The organism is Geobacillus sp. 46C-IIa, from assembly GCF_014679505.1.
Taxonomy (GTDB): Bacteria; Bacillota; Bacilli; order Bacillales; family Anoxybacillaceae; genus Geobacillus.
Window position 1 is genome coordinate 947,718 of the sequence record NZ_CP061474.1, and the last position, 18,308, is coordinate 966,025.

The 18,308-nt window shown below is 53.9% G+C and carries 20 protein-coding genes; all 20 read left to right on the forward strand.

Annotated features, from left to right (window positions below; translation table 11 throughout):
• Position 1 precedes the first annotated feature (1 nt).
• The 20 genes from spoIIIAC (at position 2) to spo0A (ending at position 18,115) form a co-directional block, all read left to right on the forward strand.
• Positions 2-208, forward strand: a complete 207-nt coding sequence (gene spoIIIAC / locus IC803_RS04850; RefSeq protein ID WP_020960538.1) for a stage III sporulation protein AC — start codon at positions 2-4, stop codon at positions 206-208.
• 21 nt (positions 209-229) lie between these two features.
• Complete coding sequence (gene spoIIIAD / locus IC803_RS04855; RefSeq protein WP_063165309.1) at positions 230-616, forward strand: stage III sporulation protein AD; 387 nt, start codon at positions 230-232, stop codon at positions 614-616.
• A 12-nt stretch (positions 617-628) separates the two neighbouring features.
• Entirely contained in the window at positions 629-1,792 is a 1,164-nt protein-coding gene (gene spoIIIAE, locus IC803_RS04860) for a stage III sporulation protein AE (protein WP_081209424.1), read from the forward strand.
• Between the two features lie 10 nt (positions 1,793-1,802).
• Positions 1,803-2,414, forward strand: a complete 612-nt coding sequence (gene spoIIIAF, locus IC803_RS04865; protein WP_081209422.1) for a stage III sporulation protein AF — start codon at positions 1,803-1,805, stop codon at positions 2,412-2,414.
• Between the two features lie 5 nt (positions 2,415-2,419).
• On the forward strand, positions 2,420-3,058 hold the full coding sequence (spoIIIAG, locus tag IC803_RS04870; RefSeq protein ID WP_081209420.1) for a stage III sporulation protein AG: 639 nt from the start codon (positions 2,420-2,422) through the stop codon (positions 3,056-3,058).
• 23 nt (positions 3,059-3,081) lie between these two features.
• On the forward strand, positions 3,082-3,642 hold the full coding sequence (locus tag IC803_RS04875) for a SpoIIIAH-like family protein (protein ID WP_081209418.1): 561 nt from the start codon (positions 3,082-3,084) through the stop codon (positions 3,640-3,642).
• A gap of 147 nt (positions 3,643-3,789) precedes the next feature.
• Complete coding sequence (gene accB, locus IC803_RS04880; RefSeq protein WP_081209416.1) at positions 3,790-4,311, forward strand: acetyl-CoA carboxylase biotin carboxyl carrier protein; 522 nt, start codon at positions 3,790-3,792, stop codon at positions 4,309-4,311.
• 15 nt (positions 4,312-4,326) lie between these two features.
• On the forward strand, positions 4,327-5,682 hold the full coding sequence (gene accC, locus IC803_RS04885) for an acetyl-CoA carboxylase biotin carboxylase subunit (RefSeq protein WP_063165315.1): 1,356 nt from the start codon (positions 4,327-4,329) through the stop codon (positions 5,680-5,682).
• Positions 5,683-5,692: 10 nt separating this feature from the next.
• Complete coding sequence (locus IC803_RS04890) at positions 5,693-6,097, forward strand: Asp23/Gls24 family envelope stress response protein (protein WP_063165316.1); 405 nt, start codon at positions 5,693-5,695, stop codon at positions 6,095-6,097.
• A gap of 200 nt (positions 6,098-6,297) precedes the next feature.
• On the forward strand, positions 6,298-6,690 hold the full coding sequence (gene nusB, locus IC803_RS04895) for a transcription antitermination factor NusB (protein ID WP_081209414.1): 393 nt from the start codon (positions 6,298-6,300) through the stop codon (positions 6,688-6,690).
• 90 nt (positions 6,691-6,780) lie between these two features.
• The gene (gene folD, locus IC803_RS04900) at positions 6,781-7,635 is read left to right on the forward strand and encodes a bifunctional methylenetetrahydrofolate dehydrogenase/methenyltetrahydrofolate cyclohydrolase FolD (protein WP_081209412.1); all 855 of its coding nucleotides are present in this window, start codon (positions 6,781-6,783) and stop codon (positions 7,633-7,635) included.
• A gap of 11 nt (positions 7,636-7,646) precedes the next feature.
• On the forward strand, positions 7,647-8,993 hold the full coding sequence (gene xseA / locus IC803_RS04905; RefSeq protein ID WP_081209410.1) for an exodeoxyribonuclease VII large subunit: 1,347 nt from the start codon (positions 7,647-7,649) through the stop codon (positions 8,991-8,993).
• Positions 8,990-9,220 (forward strand): exodeoxyribonuclease VII small subunit, encoded by a 231-nt coding sequence (locus IC803_RS04910; RefSeq protein WP_081209408.1) that lies wholly within the window; start codon positions 8,990-8,992, stop codon positions 9,218-9,220. The genes xseA and IC803_RS04910 overlap by 4 nt, the downstream gene beginning before the upstream one ends.
• A gap of 3 nt (positions 9,221-9,223) precedes the next feature.
• Positions 9,224-10,117 (forward strand): polyprenyl synthetase family protein, encoded by an 894-nt coding sequence (locus IC803_RS04915; RefSeq protein ID WP_081209406.1) that lies wholly within the window; start codon positions 9,224-9,226, stop codon positions 10,115-10,117.
• 265 nt (positions 10,118-10,382) lie between these two features.
• Positions 10,383-12,275 carry a 1-deoxy-D-xylulose-5-phosphate synthase gene (gene dxs, locus IC803_RS04920; protein ID WP_081209404.1) on the forward strand — a complete coding sequence of 631 codons (1,893 nt, stop codon included), beginning with the start codon at positions 10,383-10,385 and terminating at the stop codon, positions 12,273-12,275.
• Positions 12,276-12,280: 5 nt separating this feature from the next.
• On the forward strand, positions 12,281-13,129 hold the full coding sequence (locus IC803_RS04925; protein ID WP_081209402.1) for a TlyA family RNA methyltransferase: 849 nt from the start codon (positions 12,281-12,283) through the stop codon (positions 13,127-13,129).
• Between the two features lie 83 nt (positions 13,130-13,212).
• The gene (gene ahrC, locus IC803_RS04930) at positions 13,213-13,662 is read left to right on the forward strand and encodes a transcriptional regulator AhrC/ArgR (RefSeq protein ID WP_020960521.1); all 450 of its coding nucleotides are present in this window, start codon (positions 13,213-13,215) and stop codon (positions 13,660-13,662) included.
• A 143-nt stretch (positions 13,663-13,805) separates the two neighbouring features.
• On the forward strand, positions 13,806-15,527 hold the full coding sequence (gene recN / locus IC803_RS04935) for a DNA repair protein RecN (protein WP_081209400.1): 1,722 nt from the start codon (positions 13,806-13,808) through the stop codon (positions 15,525-15,527).
• Between the two features lie 222 nt (positions 15,528-15,749).
• A complete protein-coding gene (spoIVB, locus tag IC803_RS04940; protein WP_081209398.1) occupies positions 15,750-17,045 on the forward strand; it encodes a SpoIVB peptidase in 1,296 nt (431 codons plus the stop codon).
• A 251-nt stretch (positions 17,046-17,296) separates the two neighbouring features.
• On the forward strand, positions 17,297-18,115 hold the full coding sequence (spo0A, locus tag IC803_RS04945) for a sporulation transcription factor Spo0A (protein WP_190304268.1): 819 nt from the start codon (positions 17,297-17,299) through the stop codon (positions 18,113-18,115).
• Positions 18,116-18,308: the final 193 nt, after the last annotated feature.

Here is an 18,308-nt window from a genome sequence, read left to right on the forward strand (position 1 = left end):
AATGGGCATCGATGTCGATATCATTTTAAAAATCGCCGGCGTCGGCATCGTCATCGCGTTTTTGCATACGGTGCTCGATCAGATGGGGCGGAAAGAATACGCCCAATGGGTGACGCTGCTCGGCTTTATTTACATCTTGTTTATGGTCGCCTCGATTGTGAGCGATTTGTTCCAAAAAATTAAAGACGTCTTTTTGTTCCGCGGGTAGGGGGGATCGGCCATTGACATTTTGCAAATTGTCGGTCTCGGGTTGATTGCGACATTTTTAGTGGTATTGCTGCAGGAGCAAAAATCGAACCTCGCCTTTTTATTGACTGTTTTTGTCGGCTGCACCATTTTCTTGCTGCTTGTCGACCAGATTAGTGAAATTTTGCTGATGCTGCGGGAAATGGCGGAAGGCGCCCATATCCAAATGGTGTACTTGGAAACGATGTTGAAAATTATCGGCATTGCCTACATTGCCGAGTTTGCCGCACAAATTTCCAAGGACGCCGGCCAAGGAGCGATCGCCGCCAAAATTGAGCTCGGCGGCAAAATCGTCATTTTGGCGCTTGCCGTTCCGATTTTGACCGCCATTATTGAAGCGGTCATCAGCCTGATTCCGGCAGCGCGATAAGGAGGGGACGAATTGAAGCGGACAGCGTTCCTCATTGCCGGGCTGCTGTTTCTCTTTTTTTGCCCGTTGGTCGTACAAGCCGAAAGTAACGAGCCGTCCGTCAGCGAGCAGCTCGCCCGGCTCGATGTGAGCGATATCCGCCGCTATTGGGAAACGATCGTCAACGAATACGGCGGCTTTTTGCCGGAAAGCGAAAAAGGACCGATCACCGATTTTTTAAGCGGCGATAAGCAATGGTCACCGGTCGAATGGCTGAAGGCGCTCGCCCGCTACTTGTTTTACGAACTGCAAGTAAACGGCAAGCTGCTCGGCACGCTCATTTTGCTCGCTGTGTTCAGCACCGTGCTGCAATCGTTGCAAAATGCGTTCGCCCAACAGGAAGTGAGCAAAATCGCCCACGCGGTCGTGTATATGGTGTTGTTGTTGATCGCCTTAAACAGCTTCCGCCTCGCAGCCGGCTATGCGCTTGAGGCGGTGCAGACGATGAGCCATTTCATCATCGCCCTCGTCCCGCTGCTGCTCGCGCTGCTTGCTTCCTCCGGCGGGGTCGTATCGGCGGCATTTTTTCACCCGATCATTTTGTTTTTAATGAACACGACCGGCACGGTCATCGAATATGTCACATTGCCCCTTTTGTTGCTGGCGGCGCTTCTTTCCGTTGTCAGTACGCTCAGCGACCGGTACAAGGCGACCCAGCTCGCCGATTTGCTGAACAAAGTCGCGCTTGGTTTGCTCGGCATCATTTTAACGGTTTTTCTTGGTGTCATGTCCGTGCGCGGGACGACGGCGGCGGTGGCGGATGGCGTCGCTTTAAGGGCGGCGAAATTTGTCACCGGCAACTTCATCCCGGTCGTCGGCAAACTGTTTACCGATGCCGCCGATACCGTCGTCGCTGCCTCCATGCTGTTGAAAAACGCCGTTGGGCTAGTCGGGGTAGCGATTTTATTAATGATTGCCCTCTTTCCAGCGGTGAAAATTTTCGCGATCGTCATCGTCTACAAACTATCGGCCGCCTTATTGCAGCCGCTTGGCGGCGGGCCGGTGCTTTCGTGCCTTAACATCATCAGCAAAAGCATCGCTTATGTGTTGGCGGCGCTGCTCATCGTATCGCTCATGTTTTTCCTCAGCCTCACGGTCATGGTCATGGCCGGAAACATTACGATGATGGTCCGCTAGGGGGGACGGTATGCAGTTTGTCATTGAATGGGTCACAAACATCATTTTGTTTTTGCTGTTTGCCATTATCATCGACTTTTTGCTGCCGTCCGGGACGATGCAAAAATATGTCAAAATGGCCATCGGACTCATGCTGCTGCTTGTGATGCTCGGGCCGGTGCTCCGGCTCGCCTCGATTGACCCGGAACAGCTCGTCGCTTCGGCACTCGCCCGTTTTTCCGATGGCCAAACCGGCGATGAAGCGATAAAAAATCAAATCGAGCAGCAGAAAAAAGAAATACAAGCTTCGCAACGCGCATATATTTTAGAACAAATGGCTGTCCAGCTAGAAAACGACGCAAACGAGGAGTTGATGGGAAAGTATGGATTAAAGGCTGATGTCAACGTTTACGCCGATAACACAGAAAGTTGGCGCATGCCGGATGACATCAAGACGATCGAAGTCGTACTTTCTAAACAACAGCCTGCCGGGACGGTGGAGCCGGTCATCATCGATACGACGAAACCGCCGGTTTCGCCTGAAGGTGATGCCTCGCTGGCCGAAGAGGTGCGCACCTTTCTCGCCGGCAAATGGGAAGTCGATGAAAATAAAATTGCCGTACAGTTTAGGGGGAGGGAATAGGGGGGATGCTCCAATTTATGAAACGGCTCTTTTCTTCGCCGCCAAAAGAAGGGGACGGGGAAGGAGCCAGGAAAAAAATGCCGTTTTCCTATGTTGTCGCACTGTTGTTGGCCGGCGTTGCGCTGATGGCGGTCAGCCACTTTACAAAAAGCGAGGAAGATGTTCCGTCAGCGCCTTCCGCCAAGCAGTCAGACGCTCCGTCCGAGCCGGCGTTTTTGTCAAGCAAAGAGACGAAAGAAAAAGTGATCGCCGCCTATGAGGAACGATATGAAAAAGAACTGAAGGCTGCGCTCGAAGCGATCGAGGGGGTCGATGACGTCACTGTCGTCGTCAATCTCGATTCAACGGAGCTCAAATTGTTCGAGAAAAAGCGCTCCACCCAGCAACAAACAACAGAGGAGAGCGACAAGGAAGGCGGAAAACGGACGATTGAAAACGAGTCGACAAATGAAGAAGTGATCATTATTCGCAACGGCGACGAAGAAACGCCGCTTGTTGTCGCCACGAAAAAGCCGGACATCCGCGGCGTGCTTGTCGTCGCCAAAGGGGCAGACAATTTGCAAATTAAAAAATGGATTGTCGAGGCTGTGACGCGCGTGTTAAACGTCCCAAGCTATCGCGTCGCTGTCTTGCCGAAAAAATAACCGGGTAAGGGGAGGAGATCGGCATGTTGAAAAAACAAACCGTGTGGCTGTTGACGATGTTAAGTTTAGTGGTCGTGCTGTCGGTCTATTACGTAACGGCGCCGAAAGAGATGGGGGACAGCCCGGCGTTTACCGCCAATGAGAAAACCGATGAAACAAAAGAACAGCCAAGCGTCGCCGTCGAAGAAGCGGGGGCGAAAGACAAGCCATCGACAGCCGGCGAAACAGGCGATGATTTGTTTATGGCGCTGCGCATGAAAATTGAAGATGAACGAAGCCGGCTGCGCGATGAGCTGAACGCCATTGTCGCCTCGGCGAATGCGACGGCGGAAGAGAAAAATGAGGCGTTGGATAAAATTGAACAGCTGCAAGCACTGTCTGAAAAAGAAGCGACGTTGGAGACGCTGATTAAATCAAAAGGCGGCTATGAAGATGTGCTCGTGCGGGCCGATGACGGCCAAGTGCGCGTGACGATTAAAGCGAAAGAAAGCTCGGCCAAATCGGCAAACGAAGTCATTCATATGGTGAAAAAAGAAATTCCGGACGCCGAATATGTGACCGTTGAGTTTCAGCCGGCCGGATGAACGCGCTGCTCTGTATGGGAGCAGCTTCTTTTTTGCATAAAAATCTTTTGTTTGTTCTGCGGTTGTGTGTATAATCGTTATGAGCACGTTTTATTACCGTCCGCTAAAAAACGGGTTGCTTGACAATTGAAGAAAGGTGTGAGATCGATGAAAATTCAGGAAATCCGTGAATTGATTCGGTTGGTTGACCAATCCTCGATCGACGAATTTGTATACGAACAAGGCGAAACGAAAGTACATATGAAAAAAGCTGCGGCTGCTGCTGTAGCTGCGCCGACGGTAGCTGTACAGGCGGCGCCTGCCGCGCCGGCGGCTGCCGAACCGATGCCGGCTTCTCTGGTCCAAACACAAACAGCTGCTCCGGAAGCGCCGGCGCCGGAAGCGGAAAAACCGGCCGTTCCGGAAGTCAAGCAAGCGCCAGAAGGCAACTTGCACCAAATTACATCGCCGATGGTTGGCACGTTTTACGCCGCTCCGGCCCCGGACAAGCCGCCGTATGTGAAGCCGGGCGATCAAGTGAAAAAAGACACCGTCGTTTGCATTATTGAAGCGATGAAGCTGTTTAACGAAATCGAAGCGGAAGTCGATGGCGAAATTGTCGAGGTGCTCGTGCAAAACGGCCAGCTCGTCGAATACGGCCAGCCGCTATTTTTGGTCAAGCCTGAATAAGGGAGAGAACGGACAATGATCAAAAAAGTGTTAGTGGCAAACCGCGGGGAAATCGCCGTCCGCATTATCCGCGCTTGCCGCGAGCTCGGCATTGAGACGGTCGCCGTCTTTTCGCAAGCCGACCGCGACGCCTTGCACGTGCAGCTCGCGGATGAGGCGTACTGCATCGGGCCGACCGCTTCCAAAGACAGCTATTTAAATTTCACGAACATCATGAGCGTGGCCACGCTGACCGGCTGCGACGCCATCCATCCGGGCTACGGGTTTTTGGCCGAGAATGAGGCGTTTGCTGAGCTGTGCCGTGAATGCAATGTCACGTTTATCGGCCCGAGTCCGGAAGCGATTACAAAAATGGGCATTAAAGACATCGCCCGCGAGACGATGCGTGAAGCCGGTGTGCCGATCGTGCCCGGATCGCGCGGCATTATCGAAAGCCTCGATGAAGCGCGGGCCATCGCTGCAGAGATCGGCTACCCGGTCATCATTAAAGCGACGGCCGGCGGCGGCGGGAAAGGGATTCGCGTCGCCCGCAACGAGGAGGAGCTCGTCAAAGGCATCAACATCACCCAGCAGGAGGCGGCAACGGCGTTCGGCAATCCGGGCGTCTATATTGAAAAGTATATTGAAGATTTTCGCCATGTTGAAATTCAAGTGCTGGCCGATTCATACGGCAATACGATCCATCTTGGCGAGCGCGACTGCTCGATTCAGCGCCGGCTGCAAAAACTTGTGGAAGAAGCGCCGTCGCCGGCGCTCGATGACGAGATGCGCCAAAAGATGGGCGAAGCGGCGGTCAAGGCGGCGAAAGCGGTCAACTACACCGGCGCTGGTACGGTTGAATTTATTTTCGACCATCGAAACAACGAGTTTTATTTCATGGAGATGAATACGCGCATTCAAGTCGAGCACCCAGTCACCGAGTTGATTACTGGCGTCGATTTAGTGAAAGAGCAAATCCGCATCGCGTCCGGCGAAAAGCTGTCGCTCACCCAAGAGGACGTCGCCTTTAACGGCTGGGCGATCGAATGCCGCATCAACGCAGAAAATCCGGCGAAAAACTTCATGCCATCGCCGGGGAAAATCGCCATGTACTTGCCGCCGGGCGGACCGGGTGTGCGCGTTGATTCGGCTGCTTACCCGGGCTACACGATTCCGCCGTATTACGACTCGATGATCGCCAAATTGATCGTCCACGCGCCGACGCGCGAAGAAGCGATCGCCCGCATGAGACGGGCGCTCGGCGAGTTTGTCATCGAAGGCATTCATACGACGATCCCGTTTCACATAAAATTAATGGAACATGAGAAATTTCAAAGCGGTGAGTTTAATACGAAGTTTTTGGAGTTATATGATATTATGAAGGCGGAATAGGAGGTGCCCTATGTCTGAACATGTATTTGACCCCGGCCAAGAGTATGCGGGCCTTGGCAAAGTCGAAATCGCGCCGGAGGTGATTGAAGTGATCGCCGGCATCGCGGCGAGCGAAGTCGACGGCATCGCGCAAATGCGCGGCAATTTCGCCGCCGGTGTCGCGGAACGGTTCGGCAAAAAGCATCATGGCAAAGGCGTCAAAGTCGACTTGCGCGACGACGGTGTCGCGATTGATCTTTACTGTCTCGTCCAATTCGGCGCGTCGATTCCGAACGTGGCGAAAAAAGTGCAAGAAAACGTGCGCCAAGCGCTTTGGAACATGACCGGCTTGGAAACGAGCGAAGTGAACGTCCACATCGTCGGCATCCAGTTTGAGACCGGAAAACCGGAGCAAGATGCGGTGGAGCAACGGTAACGCAACAAAAGGCAGCTGCTTTCGAGGCAGCCGCCTTTTGTTTTTTTCGCCAAAGTTTGTTATTGTAATGAACGAGGCCGTTGGCATGGCTAGCGGCAGCGAACCGGCATCGCTAATGATTTGTGGGAAAGGGCTGGCTTTTTCCGAAAAATATGATATGATTTCAGTATAAATGTTCGTGTTTAGAAAGGAGGAAGGTAATGAAGCGGCATGAAGCGCGAGAAAAGGCGTTACAGGCGCTATTCCAAATTGATGTAGGTCACATTCCTCCTGATGAGGCGCTCGGCAATGTGGCAGGGAGCGGAGAAGTGGACCCGTTTTTGCGCCAGCTCGTATTCGGCGTCGTCGAGCACCAAGAGGAAATTGACGAGCTGTTGCGCGCAAATTTGGAAAAATGGACGCTTGAGCGGGTCGCTAATGTTGACCGGGCCATTTTGCGCATGGCGACGTATGAAATGAAATATATCGATGAGGTGCCAGTGAGCGTCAGCCTCGATGAGGCGGTTGAGCTGGCGAAAAAATTCGGCGATTGGAAATCCGGGAGTTTTGTCAACGGTGTGCTTTCAAAAGTAAAAGCGGCGTTGCAAAAATAATACCGGCAAGCAGTGAAACGAAGCTTACGTTTACCTAGGCCCGGGCGAATTCGTATCGACCGATGAACGAGGAGAGGGGAGCAAGACACAATGACAGCACAAATCATTAGCGGAACGGAATTGGCAAAAACGATCCGCGCCCAATTAGCGAATGAAGCAGCAACGTTAAAGGCAAACGGCATCGAGCCGGGGCTGGCCGTCATCCTTGTCGGCGACGACCCTGCGTCGCACTCATATGTGAAAGGAAAACAAAAAGCGTGCTCCGAAGTCGGCATTCGTTCCCTCCTTTACACGTTTCCGGCTACGGTCAGCGAGGAAGAGCTGCTCGCTAAAATCCGCGAGCTGAACGCCGATCCGACAGTGCACGGCATTTTAGTGCAGCTGCCGCTGCCTAATCATATTCGCGAATGGTCGGTGATTGAAACGATCGCCCCGGAAAAAGATGTCGACGGGTTTCACCCGATCAACGTCGGAAAAATGATGATCGGCCAGCCGGCGTTCCTCCCGTGCACCCCGCACGGCGTGCTGGTGATGGTTAAGTCCGCTGGCATCGACATCGCCGGAAAGCACGTTGTTGTCGTCGGCCGCAGCAACATCGTCGGCAAGCCGGTCGGTCAGCTGTTTTTGCGTGAGCATGCGACCGTCACCTACGCCCACTCGAAAACACCCGATTTGGCCGCCATCACCCGGCAAGCCGACATTTTAATCGTCGCTGTCGGCAAGGCGCGCCTCATCGGTCCGGAGCACGTCAAGCCGGGAGCGGCCGTCATTGATGTCGGCGTCAACCGGCTTGAGAGCGGCAAATTGTGCGGCGATGTCGATTTTGATGCCGTAAAAGAAGCGGCCGGCTACATCACGCCGGTGCCGGGAGGGGTCGGGCCGATGACGATTACGATGCTGCTGCACAATACGATGGAAGCGGCTCGGCAGCTCGCCGCGAAGTGAGGGAGGTTTTCGTGGAAATAAAATATGTGACCGTCGGGGCGCTGACCAAATACATTAAGCGCAAATTTGACGTCGACCCACATTTGCGCGATTTATGGATAAAGGGCGAGATTTCAAACTTCAAGCAGCATTCGCGCGGCCATATGTATTTTACGTTAAAAGACAGCCAGGCGCGCATTCAAGCTGTCATGTTCGCCGGCTACAACCAGCATTTGCCGTTCCGCCCCGAAGACGGAATGAATGTGCTCGTGCGCGGGGAAATTTCCGTCTATGAACCGAATGGCAACTATCAACTTTATGTGAAAGAAATGCAGCCAGAAGGCATCGGCCGCCTATATTTGGCGTACGAACAGCTGAAGCAGCGGCTTGAAGCGGAAGGGCTGTTTTCGTCGGCTCATAAAAAGCCGCTGCCGGCGTTTCCGCGCTGCGTCGGCGTCGTCACGTCGCCGAACGGGGCGGCGGTGCGCGATATTATGACGACGATTCGCCGCCGCTACCCGCTCGCCAAAGTCATTTTATTCCCGGCGCTCGTGCAAGGGGAAGGGGCAGCGCCGTCGATCGTGCGCGCCATTGAGCGGGCGAACGCTTTTACGGAAGTTGATGTGCTCATTGTCGGCCGCGGCGGCGGTTCGATTGAAGAATTGTGGGCGTTTAACGAAGAAATTGTCGCCCGTGCGATTTTTGCCTCCCGCGTGCCGGTCATTTCCGCCGTCGGCCATGAGACCGATTTTACGATCGCCGATTTTGTCGCGGATTTGCGGGCGCCGACGCCGACCGCGGCGGCCGAGCTGGCGGTGCCGCACATCGGGGAGCTGGCTGCGCGGCTTGCCGAGCGGAAATGGCGGCTCATCCGCGCCATGAAGGAGCGTCTTGCCGCCGGCCAAGAGCGGCTCGCCCGGCTGCAGGCGTCGTACGCATTCCGCTATCCGAAGCGGCTGTATGAACAAAAAGAACAGCAGCTCGACGCGCTGCTTGAGCGGCTCGCCCGCCAGCGCGAACGGCTGGTGGATCAAAAGCGCCAGCGGCTGCGCGAGCTGCATCTGAGACTATGGCGCCATCACCCGGAGACGAAGCTCGAGCGGATGAAAGAGCGGCAAAAAGCGGCTGCCGGCGCGCTTGAAAAAGCGATGCGCACCGCCTTAGAGCGCCATGCGTTCCGCTTTCGTTCCCATATCGCGCGGCTTGAGGCGCTCAGTCCGCTCCGCATCATGGAGCGCGGCTACAGTTTGGTGTACAATGAGCGGCGTGAGCTTGTCAAACGAATCGGCCAGCTCCAGGTCGGCGAGCGCTTGTCCATCCGGGTTCAAGACGGACAAGTCGATTGTCAAGTGACGGGAGTGGAGGAAAAAACGACATGAGTGAAGAAAAAGAAATGACGTTTGAAGAGGCAATGAAACAGTTGGAAGCGATCGTCGAAAAGCTGGAAGAAGGAAACGTACCGCTTGAAGATGCAATCGCCTTTTTCCAAGAAGGGATGAGGCTGTCAAAGCTTTGCCATGATAAACTGCAGCAGGTGGAAAAACAGCTCGAGTATATGTTGCGCGAAGACGGCGAGCTTGTCCCTTTTTCGCCAGAGGAGGCATGACAGGTGGCGCAGCTTGAGATTGAACGGTTTTTAAACGAGCAAAAACGGGCTGTCGAGGCGGCGTTGTCCCGCTACGTGGCGCAACTTGACGGTCCGGAGACGCTGAAAAAAGCGATGGCCTACTCGCTTGAAGCCGGCGGCAAGCGCATCCGCCCGCTGTTGTTGCTGGCAACGATTCAGTCGCTCGGCCAACCCCCGGGGCTTGGCCTGCCGGTGGCTTGCGCGATTGAAATGATCCATACGTATTCGCTTATCCATGATGATTTACCGAGCATGGACAATGATGATTTGCGGCGCGGCAAGCCGACAAACCATAAAGTGTTCGGCGAGGCGATCGCCATTTTAGCCGGGGATGGGTTGTTGACGTACGCGTTTCAATTGATCGCCGAGATCGATGATGAACGCGTGCCCCTTGCTGTTCGCCTGCAGTTGATTGCAGAGCTGGCGAAAGCGGCCGGCCCAGAAGGCATGGTGGCCGGACAAGCGGCCGATATGGAAGGGGAAGGAAAACCATTGGCGCTCGCCGAACTGGAATACATCCACCGCCACAAAACCGGGAAAATGCTGCAATATAGCGTGCGTGCCGGCGCGCTGCTTGGCGGCGCCGGCGCCCGGCAAATGCGCGAGCTCGACGAATTTGCCGCCCATTTAGGACTCGCCTTTCAAATTCGTGATGATATTCTCGATGTGGAAGGGACGGAAGAAAAAATCGGCAAGCGGGTCGGCAGCGACCGCGAACATCATAAGGCTACCTACCCGGCGCTGTTGTCGCTTGCCGGCGCAAAGGAAAAACTGTCGTTCCATATCGATGCGGCGAAGCGCCATTTGCAGCAAGCCGATGTCGACGACGCTGTGCTCGCCTATATTTGCGAACTTGTCGCTGCCCGCGATCATTAATCGGAAGGCGGCCGCCTTCGTTCCGTAGTTGTTTCGATTCGGAACTCGGGCGGCTTTTTTGTTTTCCGTTCAACAAGCAAATACAGTAGTCCTTTTCTCCTGTACTTGCTTTTCCTCTTATCTTTATGGCCCCAACAAAACGGACGCACACGCTCTCTTTAGCGGGAAAAGTCGATTTTTCGCGATCAATCATGTATAATAATACTTACCTGTACGATAGGAGAACCGGCTCGGAGAACGACCAAATGAAAGCGAGTGATCTTCGTTGGACTTAACGAAAATTGAACATCCGCGCGTGGTAAAAACGATGTCGATTCCCCAGCTGAAACAGTTAAGCGCCGACATTCGGCGATTTTTAATTGAGAAGCTGTCGAAAACGGGCGGACATATCGGTCCGAATTTAGGGGTCGTCGAATTGACGATCGCCCTCCATCGGGAGTTTGACAGCCCGAAAGATAAGCTCATTTGGGATGTCGGACATCAGTCGTACGTGCATAAAATTTTGACCGGGCGCGCCGCCGAGTTTGATACGCTTCGCCAGTATAAAGGGCTGTCCGGATTTCCGAAGCGGAGCGAAAGCGAGCATGACGTCTGGGAAACGGGCCATAGCTCGACATCGCTGTCGGCAGCGATGGGGATGGCGATCGCCCGCGATTTGAAAGGGACGGACGAATACATTGTCCCGATCATCGGCGATGGGGCGTTAACCGGCGGGATGGCGCTTGAGGCGCTCAACCATATCGGCCATGAAAAAACCGATATGATCGTGATCTTAAACGATAATGAAATGTCGATCGCCCCGAACGTCGGAGCGTTGCACAACATTCTCGGCCGGCTGCGCACCGCCGGCAAATACCAATGGGTGAAAGACGAGCTCGAGCTGCTGCTCAAACGCATTCCGGCAGTCGGCGGCAAGCTGGCGGCAACGGCTGAACGGCTGAAGGACAGCTTAAAGTATTTGCTCGTTTCCGGCGTGTTTTTTGAAGAGCTCGGGTTTACGTATTTAGGCCCGGTTGACGGCCATGATTTTGATGATTTATTCGAAAACTTGCGCTACGCGAAGAAGATGAAAGGCCCGGTTCTTGTGCACGTGATGACGAAAAAAGGAAAAGGCTACAGCCCGGCGGAGAACGACAAAGTCGGCACGTGGCACGGCACAGGGCCATACAAAATCGAAACCGGCGCCTTTGTCAAGACGAAAGAAGCAGGACCGTCATGGAGCGCGTTAGTCAGTGAAACCGTTCGCCGGCTCGCCCGCACCGACCCGCGCATTGTCGCCATTACACCGGCGATGCCGGTCGGCTCGAAGCTGGAAGGGTTTGCGAGCGAATTTCCGGATCGGATGTTTGATGTCGGCATCGCCGAACAGCATGCGACGACGCTCGCGGCCGGGCTGGCCACGCAAGGGATGAAACCGTTTTTGGCCATTTACTCGACGTTTTTGCAGCGCGCCTATGACCAAGTCGTCCATGATGTATGCCGGCAAAACTTAAACGTCTTTTTCGCCATCGACCGCGCCGGACTTGTCGGCGCTGACGGCGAAACGCATCAAGGGGTGTTTGACATCGCCTTTTTGCGTCATGTGCCGAACCTTGTTTTGATGATGCCGAAGGACGAAAACGAAGGCCAGCATATGGTATACACGGCCATCCGCTATGACGGCGGGCCGATCGCCATGCGTTTCCCGCGCGGCAACGGGCTTGGCGTTCCGCTTGACGAGGAGCTGAAAGAAATTCCGATCGGCACATGGGAAGTGCTGCGCGACGGCAGCGATGCGGTAATTTTGACGTTTGGGACGACGATTTCGATGGCGCTTGAGGCGGCTGAACAGCTGGCGAGAGACGGCGTGTCGGTGAAAGTCGTCAACGCTCGTTTTCTGAAGCCGATGGATGAAGCGATGCTTCACGAACTGCTCGCGGACCGTCTCCCGATCTTAACGATCGAAGAGGCGGTATTGCAAGGCGGTTTCGGCAGCGCCGTGCTTGAATTTGCCCATGACCATGGCTACCACCAGGCCGTCATTGAACGGATGGGCATTCCGGATCGCTTTATCGAGCACGGAAGCGTCAGCGAGCTGCTGCGTGAAATCGGGCTGACGGCTGCCCATGTCGCTGACCGCATTAAAACGATCGTGCCAAGAAAACAGAAAAGGGCTTGAGACAGATGAAAGGAAAGAAAGAACGGCTCGATGTATTGCTTGTCGAACGCGGGTTGGCGGAAACGAGGGAGAAGGCGAAGCGGGCGATCATGGCCGGACTCGTCTACTCTAACGACGTCCGGCTCGAGAAGCCCGGGGAAAAAGTGCCGGCTGACATCCCGCTTCAAGTGAAAGGCAACCCGCTTCCATATGTCAGCCGCGGCGGTTTGAAACTGGAAAAAGCGCTGCGCGAGTTTCACATTAGCGTCCAGGATAAAATTGTGCTTGATATCGGCGCGTCGACTGGCGGATTTACGGACTGCGCGCTGCAGCACGGGGCGAGGCTGTCGTACGCCGTTGACGTCGGCTACAACCAGCTCGCTTGGAAGCTGCGCCAAGACGAGCGTGTTGTGGTAATGGAGCGGACAAACTTCCGTTACGTGACGCCGGATTTGTTCACGAAGGGGCTGCCGGAAGTGGCGGTCATTGACGTGTCGTTCATTTCGCTTCGGCTCATTTTGCCTGTCGTCAAGACGGTGATCGTGCCGGGCGGCGATGTGATCGCCCTCGTCAAGCCGCAGTTTGAAGCCGGCAAGGAGAACGTTGGCAAAAAAGGGATCGTCCGCGATCCGGACGTCCACCGGGAAGTGCTTGAGTCGATCGTTCAATTCGCCTGCGCCGAAGGGTTCGATGTCCTCCATTTATCTTATTCGCCGATCACCGGCGGCGACGGCAACATTGAGTTTTTGCTTCATGCCGTCTATCCCGGGGGAGATCGGGAAGGCGAAAACCGTCTTTCAGCGCCGATCGTGCGCATCGTGAACGAGGCGCACGATCGCTTGCGGAATGGGGAACGGGAATCAGATGCGGAATAATATCTTCCACGAAAAAGGACGAAACCCCGCGGGCCGGAACGGCCAGAAAACCGGCATCTTTGAAAGCGAGGAGGTGGCCCGATTTGAACAAAGGACAAAGGCATATTAAAATTCGCGAAATCATTATGAACAACGACATCGAAACGCAAGACGAGCTCGTCGACCGGCTGAAAGAAGCCGGCTTTAACGTTACCCAAGCGACCGTCTCGCGCGACATTAAAGAGATGCAGCTCGTCAAAGTGCCGATGGCCAACGGCCGCTACAAATACAGCCTTCCGTCCGACCAGCGATTCAATCCGCTGCAGAAGCTGAAGCGGGCGCTTGTCGACGTGTTCATTAAGCTAGACGGAACCGGCAACTTGCTCGTGTTGCGGACGTTGCCGGGCAACGCCCACGCCATCGGTGTCTTGCTCGACAATTTGGATTGGAACGAAATCGTCGGCACGATTTGCGGCGATGATACGTGCCTGATCATTTGCCGAACGCCGAAAGACGCAAAAAAAGTGTCCAACCAGCTGCTGTCCATGCTCTAACCGAGGACCGGCCCGACGTTCCGCCCCGCGCTAGGGAGAGGGAAAACGGGAGCGGTCCTTCGTTGTCAATTCGAACGTATGTGCTATAATAAAGAATGTGATGGACAAGGCATGCGCCATTCAAACGTTCAAGGGGTGATGGAATGCTCGCCGAGCTGTCGATTAAAAATTTCGCGATTATTGAATCGTTATCGTTGTCCTTTGACAAAGGGCTGACAGTGTTAACCGGCGAAACAGGGGCGGGCAAATCGATCATCATCGACGCGATTCATCTGTTGATCGGCGGGCGCGGTTCCGCCGAATTTGTCCGTTTCGGCGCGGAAAAGGCGGAAATCGAAGGGCTGTTTTTGCTTGACGATGAGCGCCATCCATGTTGCCAAAAATGCGCCGAGGTCGGCATCGATGCGAGCGAAGGGATGGTCGTTTTGCGCCGCGACATTTTGGCTAACGGCAAAAGCGTCTGCCGCATTAACGGCAAGCTGGTGACGACGGCCGTCCTGCGCGAAATTGGAGCGACGCTTGTCGATATTCACGGCCAGCATGAACATCAAGAGCTGATGGATCCGTCCCGCCATTTGCCGCTTCTGGATGAATTCGGCGGCGCGGAGACGGCTGAAGCGCTCGCACGCTACCGCGCTGTGTATGAACAACATGAAGCGCTGGCGAAAAAGTTGAAAAAGCTGAGTGAAAATGAGCAGCAAATGGCGCACCGGCTCGATCTATTGACATTTCAGCTGCGCGAAATCGAACAGGCGGCAATCGAGACGGGAGAAGACGAGCGGCTGATGGAAGAAAAAGTGCGCATTGTCAATTTTCAAAAGATATATGAAGCCATCCAGAAAAGCTATGGGGCGCTTGCCGGTGAAGGGCGCGGCCTTGACTCGATCCGAGAGGCGATGAGCCACCTCGATGATGTCGCTGCGCTGGATGCCGCGCTGAAGGAAGCGCACGAAACGGTCGCCAACAGCTACTACTTGCTTGAAGAAGTGGTGTACAAGCTGCGCGACCAGCTTGAGGAGCTTGAATACGACCCGGCGCGGCTTGACGCCATCGAAAGCCGCCTCGCCGAAATTCAGCAGTTAAAACGGAAATACGGTGCAACGATCGCTGATATTTTGCAATATGCCGAGGCGATTGCTGAGGAAATCGAGACGATTGAAAACCGCGAGACGCATGTGCATGAACTTGAGCGGCAGCTTGCGGCGGTGACGGGGGATTTGCTTATTGAGGCGAAACGGGTGACCAACGTCCGACAGACGTACGCCCGGGAGTTGATCGAGCGCATTCACCAAGAGTTGAAAGATTTGTACATGGAGAAAACGCAGTTCGACATCATTTTTGCGAAGCGTGAAGGACCGCTCGATGCCCCGTTAGTCGACGGCGTGCCAGTCAAGTTTCACGAAGATGGCATCGACGTCGTCGAGTTTTACATTTCGACGAACGTCGGTGAGCCGTTGAAGCCGCTCGCGAAAGTGGCTTCGGGCGGTGAATTGTCACGGATCATGCTGGCGTTGAAAACGATTTTTTCCAAACACCAAGGGGTGACGTCGATTATTTTCGACGAGGTGGATACGGGCGTCAGCGGCCGCGTCGCCCAAGCGATCGCCGAAAAAATTTACCGCATTGCCAGCGGTTCACAAGTGCTTTGCATTTCTCATCTGCCGCAAGTGGCCGCCATGGCGGACACCCATTTATTGATCGCCAAAGAAACGGACGGAACGCGGACGAAGACAGTGGTGAAAAAGTTGGATGAGGAGGAGAAGGTGAAAGAAATCGGACGGATGATTTCCGGCGTCGAAATGACGGAGCTGACAAAACAGCACGCCAAAGAGCTGTTGGAACTGGCGGCCAAAATGAAACAATAACCGTTCGTTCAACGCGACGCCGCTCCACCTGACGATGGGCGTGTCCCCCGCCAGGCCGTCTGATCCGACGGCAGGCGTTTCATGTGCTGCCTGGATGCAAGGCCATCCATTCCGGGCAGCTTTTTTTATAAGCGCCGCGATTATATTTTCCCCTGTTCAGGCAAAATTAAAACTGTAACCGTTTTTGCATGGTGTAGGCGGGAGCGAGGAGAGTGAACGACATTGAATAAAGAAACGGCGCGAAAAATCGCAGGAGTGCTTCTCCTTGGCATATTGATGGCGATCGGTTTTTCTAAGCCGATGAAGGAATATTGGCAAATTCCAAAGCAGCTTGTACTGTTTGAGGGCGACGCGGTCAAGTTTGAAGCCGCCCCCCTTCCGGTGCAAGCGGCCGCTAATGACCGAAACGCTCCCGAAACGCTCCAAGTTGAGCGAAAAAACGGTTCACTGTCTGTGAAGGCGAAACAGCATGGACATGAAACAATGGTGCTGCAGGTTGCCGGAATGCCGATTAAGCAAGTGGATGTCAAGGTATTGCCGACGCTGAAAGTCATTCCCGGCGGGCAATCGATCGGCGTGAAGCTCAACACGGTGGGCGTTCTCGTCGTTGGTTACCATCTTGTGGAAACAGGCAATGGCAAAAAATCGCCGGGGGAAGCGGCCGGCATCCAAGTCGGCGATATCATTACCGGCATTAACGGCCAAAAAATTGAAAATATGAGCGATCTTTCCCCTTTCATTGAGGAAGCTGGCAAAACAGGAAAACCGCTTCATCTGCAAATTTTGCGCGACCAGCGCTCCATGACGACGAAGCTCATTCCGCTGAAAGACAAGCATGACGATGTGTACCGCATTGGCTTATACATCCGCGATTCCGCCGCTGGCATCGGGACGATGACTTTTTATGACCCGAAGTCGAAAAAATACGGCGCGCTCGGCCACGTCATTTCTGATATGGATACAAAAAAGCCGATTGTCGTCCAAAACGGGCAAATTATGCGTTCGACCGTCACGTCGATTGAAAAGGGGACGAGCGGCAATCCGGGCGAAAAACTGGCCCGCTTTTCCGACGGCGAGGAAGTGATCGGCACCATTACGAATAACAGCCCGTTTGGCATTTTCGGCAAGCTGACAAAACCGCTCCCAGACGGACCGATTACGAAGCCGATTCCGGTCGCTTTGGCGAGCCAGGTGAAAGAGGGGCCGGCGAAAATGCTGACGGTAGTGGAAAACGACAAAGTCGAGCAATTTGATGTGGAAATTGTCAGCACCATTCCGCAAAAGTTCCCAGCGACAAAAGGGCTCGTCATTCGCGTTACCGACCCGCGCCTGCTGAAGAAAACGGGCGGCATCGTTCAAGGGATGAGTGGCAGTCCAATCATTCAAGACGGAAAGCTTGTTGGCGCGGTGACGCATGTTTTCGTCAACGATCCGACGTCCGGCTATGGCGTCCATATCGAGTGGATGCTGCAAGAAGCAGGAATCGACTTATATGGCAAACAAAAGAAAGCGAGCTGATTCGGTCAGCTCGCTTTTTGGCTGCCGGCAAATTTTTTTCAAAAAAGGCGGCAAAATTTTTGCCGGTTTGGCATAGATATTTGGTGAAACATTCGTTAAAATGGAACATGTAAAGATTTTTCGACAAACACGCATTTTTTGAAAGTGAATATTGTCTAACGAACTCGCTTTTTGTTATAATTTTTATTTTTCGCTAACTTGTGAAAAATAAAAGGATTTTTTGCCACTGCTGTCGAATGTACGTTAACGGAATGCTACATAGCAAGAAAAAGTGGGGGAGGACGATCATTTTGAGCATTAAAGTGTGCATTGCCGACGATAACCGCGAATTGGTGACATTGCTTGATGAATATATTTCGAGCCAGCCGGACATGGAAGTGATCGGCACGGCATATAACGGGCAAGACTGCCTGCACATGCTTGAAGAGAAGCAGCCGGACATTTTGCTTTTGGATATCATTATGCCGCATTTGGACGGGTTGGCCGTGCTTGAGAAAGTCCGCACCGGCTTTGAGCACCAGCCGAACGTCATTATGCTGACGGCGTTCGGTCAGGAAGATGTGACGAAAAAGGCGGTCGAACTCGGCGCCTCCTATTTCATTTTAAAACCGTTTGACATGGAAAATTTAGTCCATCATATTCGGCAAATTTATGGAAAAACTGCGCCGATCGCTAGAAAAGTCGCTCCGGCGTACCAGGCGCGCGACAATAAGCCGAAAAACTTGGATGCAAGCATCACGAGCATCATTCATGAAATCGGCGTCCCGGCGCATATTAAAGGGTATTTGTATTTGCGCGAGGCGATCGCCATGGTATACCACGACATCGAATTGCTCGGTTCGATCACGAAAGTGCTGTACCCTGATATCGCCAAAAAATACAACACGACCGCCAGCCGCGTCGAGCGCGCCATCCGCCATGCGATTGAAGTCGCCTGGAGCCGCGGCAACCTTGAATCGATTTCCTCGCTGTTCGGCTACACTGTCAGCGTTTCGAAGGCGAAGCCGACGAACTCGGAATTTATCGCGATGGTAGCCGATAAGCTGCGGCTCGAGCATAAGGCATCGTAACGGCGAGAGAACGTGATGGCGTGACGGCAAGGTGTTCCCGCTGATGGGACACCTTTTTCCTGCCGATGATGCACCATGCGATTCAAGGTCGATGGTTCGCCCAATATGCCAAAGGTGTTTCGTTTTGTCTTCTCTATAATTTTGTATGTATACCAAGTGATCCAGCCTTTTGCTTAAAAAGTTGACTCCTTCC

Coding starts and splice junctions, on each gene's coding strand:
- spoIIIAC (WP_020960538.1), top strand. CDS start 2: ATGGGCATCGATGTCGATATCATTTTAAAAATCGCCGGCGTCGGCATC.
- spoIIIAF (WP_081209422.1), top strand. CDS start 1,803: ATGCAGTTTGTCATTGAATGGGTCACAAACATCATTTTGTTTTTGCTG.
- spoIIIAG (WP_081209420.1), top strand. CDS start 2,420: ATGCTCCAATTTATGAAACGGCTCTTTTCTTCGCCGCCAAAAGAAGGG.
- IC803_RS04875 (WP_081209418.1), top strand. CDS start 3,082: ATGTTGAAAAAACAAACCGTGTGGCTGTTGACGATGTTAAGTTTAGTG.
- accB (WP_081209416.1), top strand. CDS start 3,790: ATGAAAATTCAGGAAATCCGTGAATTGATTCGGTTGGTTGACCAATCC.
- accC (WP_063165315.1), top strand. CDS start 4,327: ATGATCAAAAAAGTGTTAGTGGCAAACCGCGGGGAAATCGCCGTCCGC.
- IC803_RS04890 (WP_063165316.1), top strand. CDS start 5,693: ATGTCTGAACATGTATTTGACCCCGGCCAAGAGTATGCGGGCCTTGGC.
- nusB (WP_081209414.1), top strand. CDS start 6,298: ATGAAGCGGCATGAAGCGCGAGAAAAGGCGTTACAGGCGCTATTCCAA.
- folD (WP_081209412.1), top strand. CDS start 6,781: ATGACAGCACAAATCATTAGCGGAACGGAATTGGCAAAAACGATCCGC.
- IC803_RS04910 (WP_081209408.1), top strand. CDS start 8,990: ATGAGTGAAGAAAAAGAAATGACGTTTGAAGAGGCAATGAAACAGTTG.
- IC803_RS04925 (WP_081209402.1), top strand. CDS start 12,281: ATGAAAGGAAAGAAAGAACGGCTCGATGTATTGCTTGTCGAACGCGGG.
- recN (WP_081209400.1), top strand. CDS start 13,806: ATGCTCGCCGAGCTGTCGATTAAAAATTTCGCGATTATTGAATCGTTA.
- spo0A (WP_190304268.1), top strand. CDS start 17,297: ATGCTACATAGCAAGAAAAAGTGGGGGAGGACGATCATTTTGAGCATT.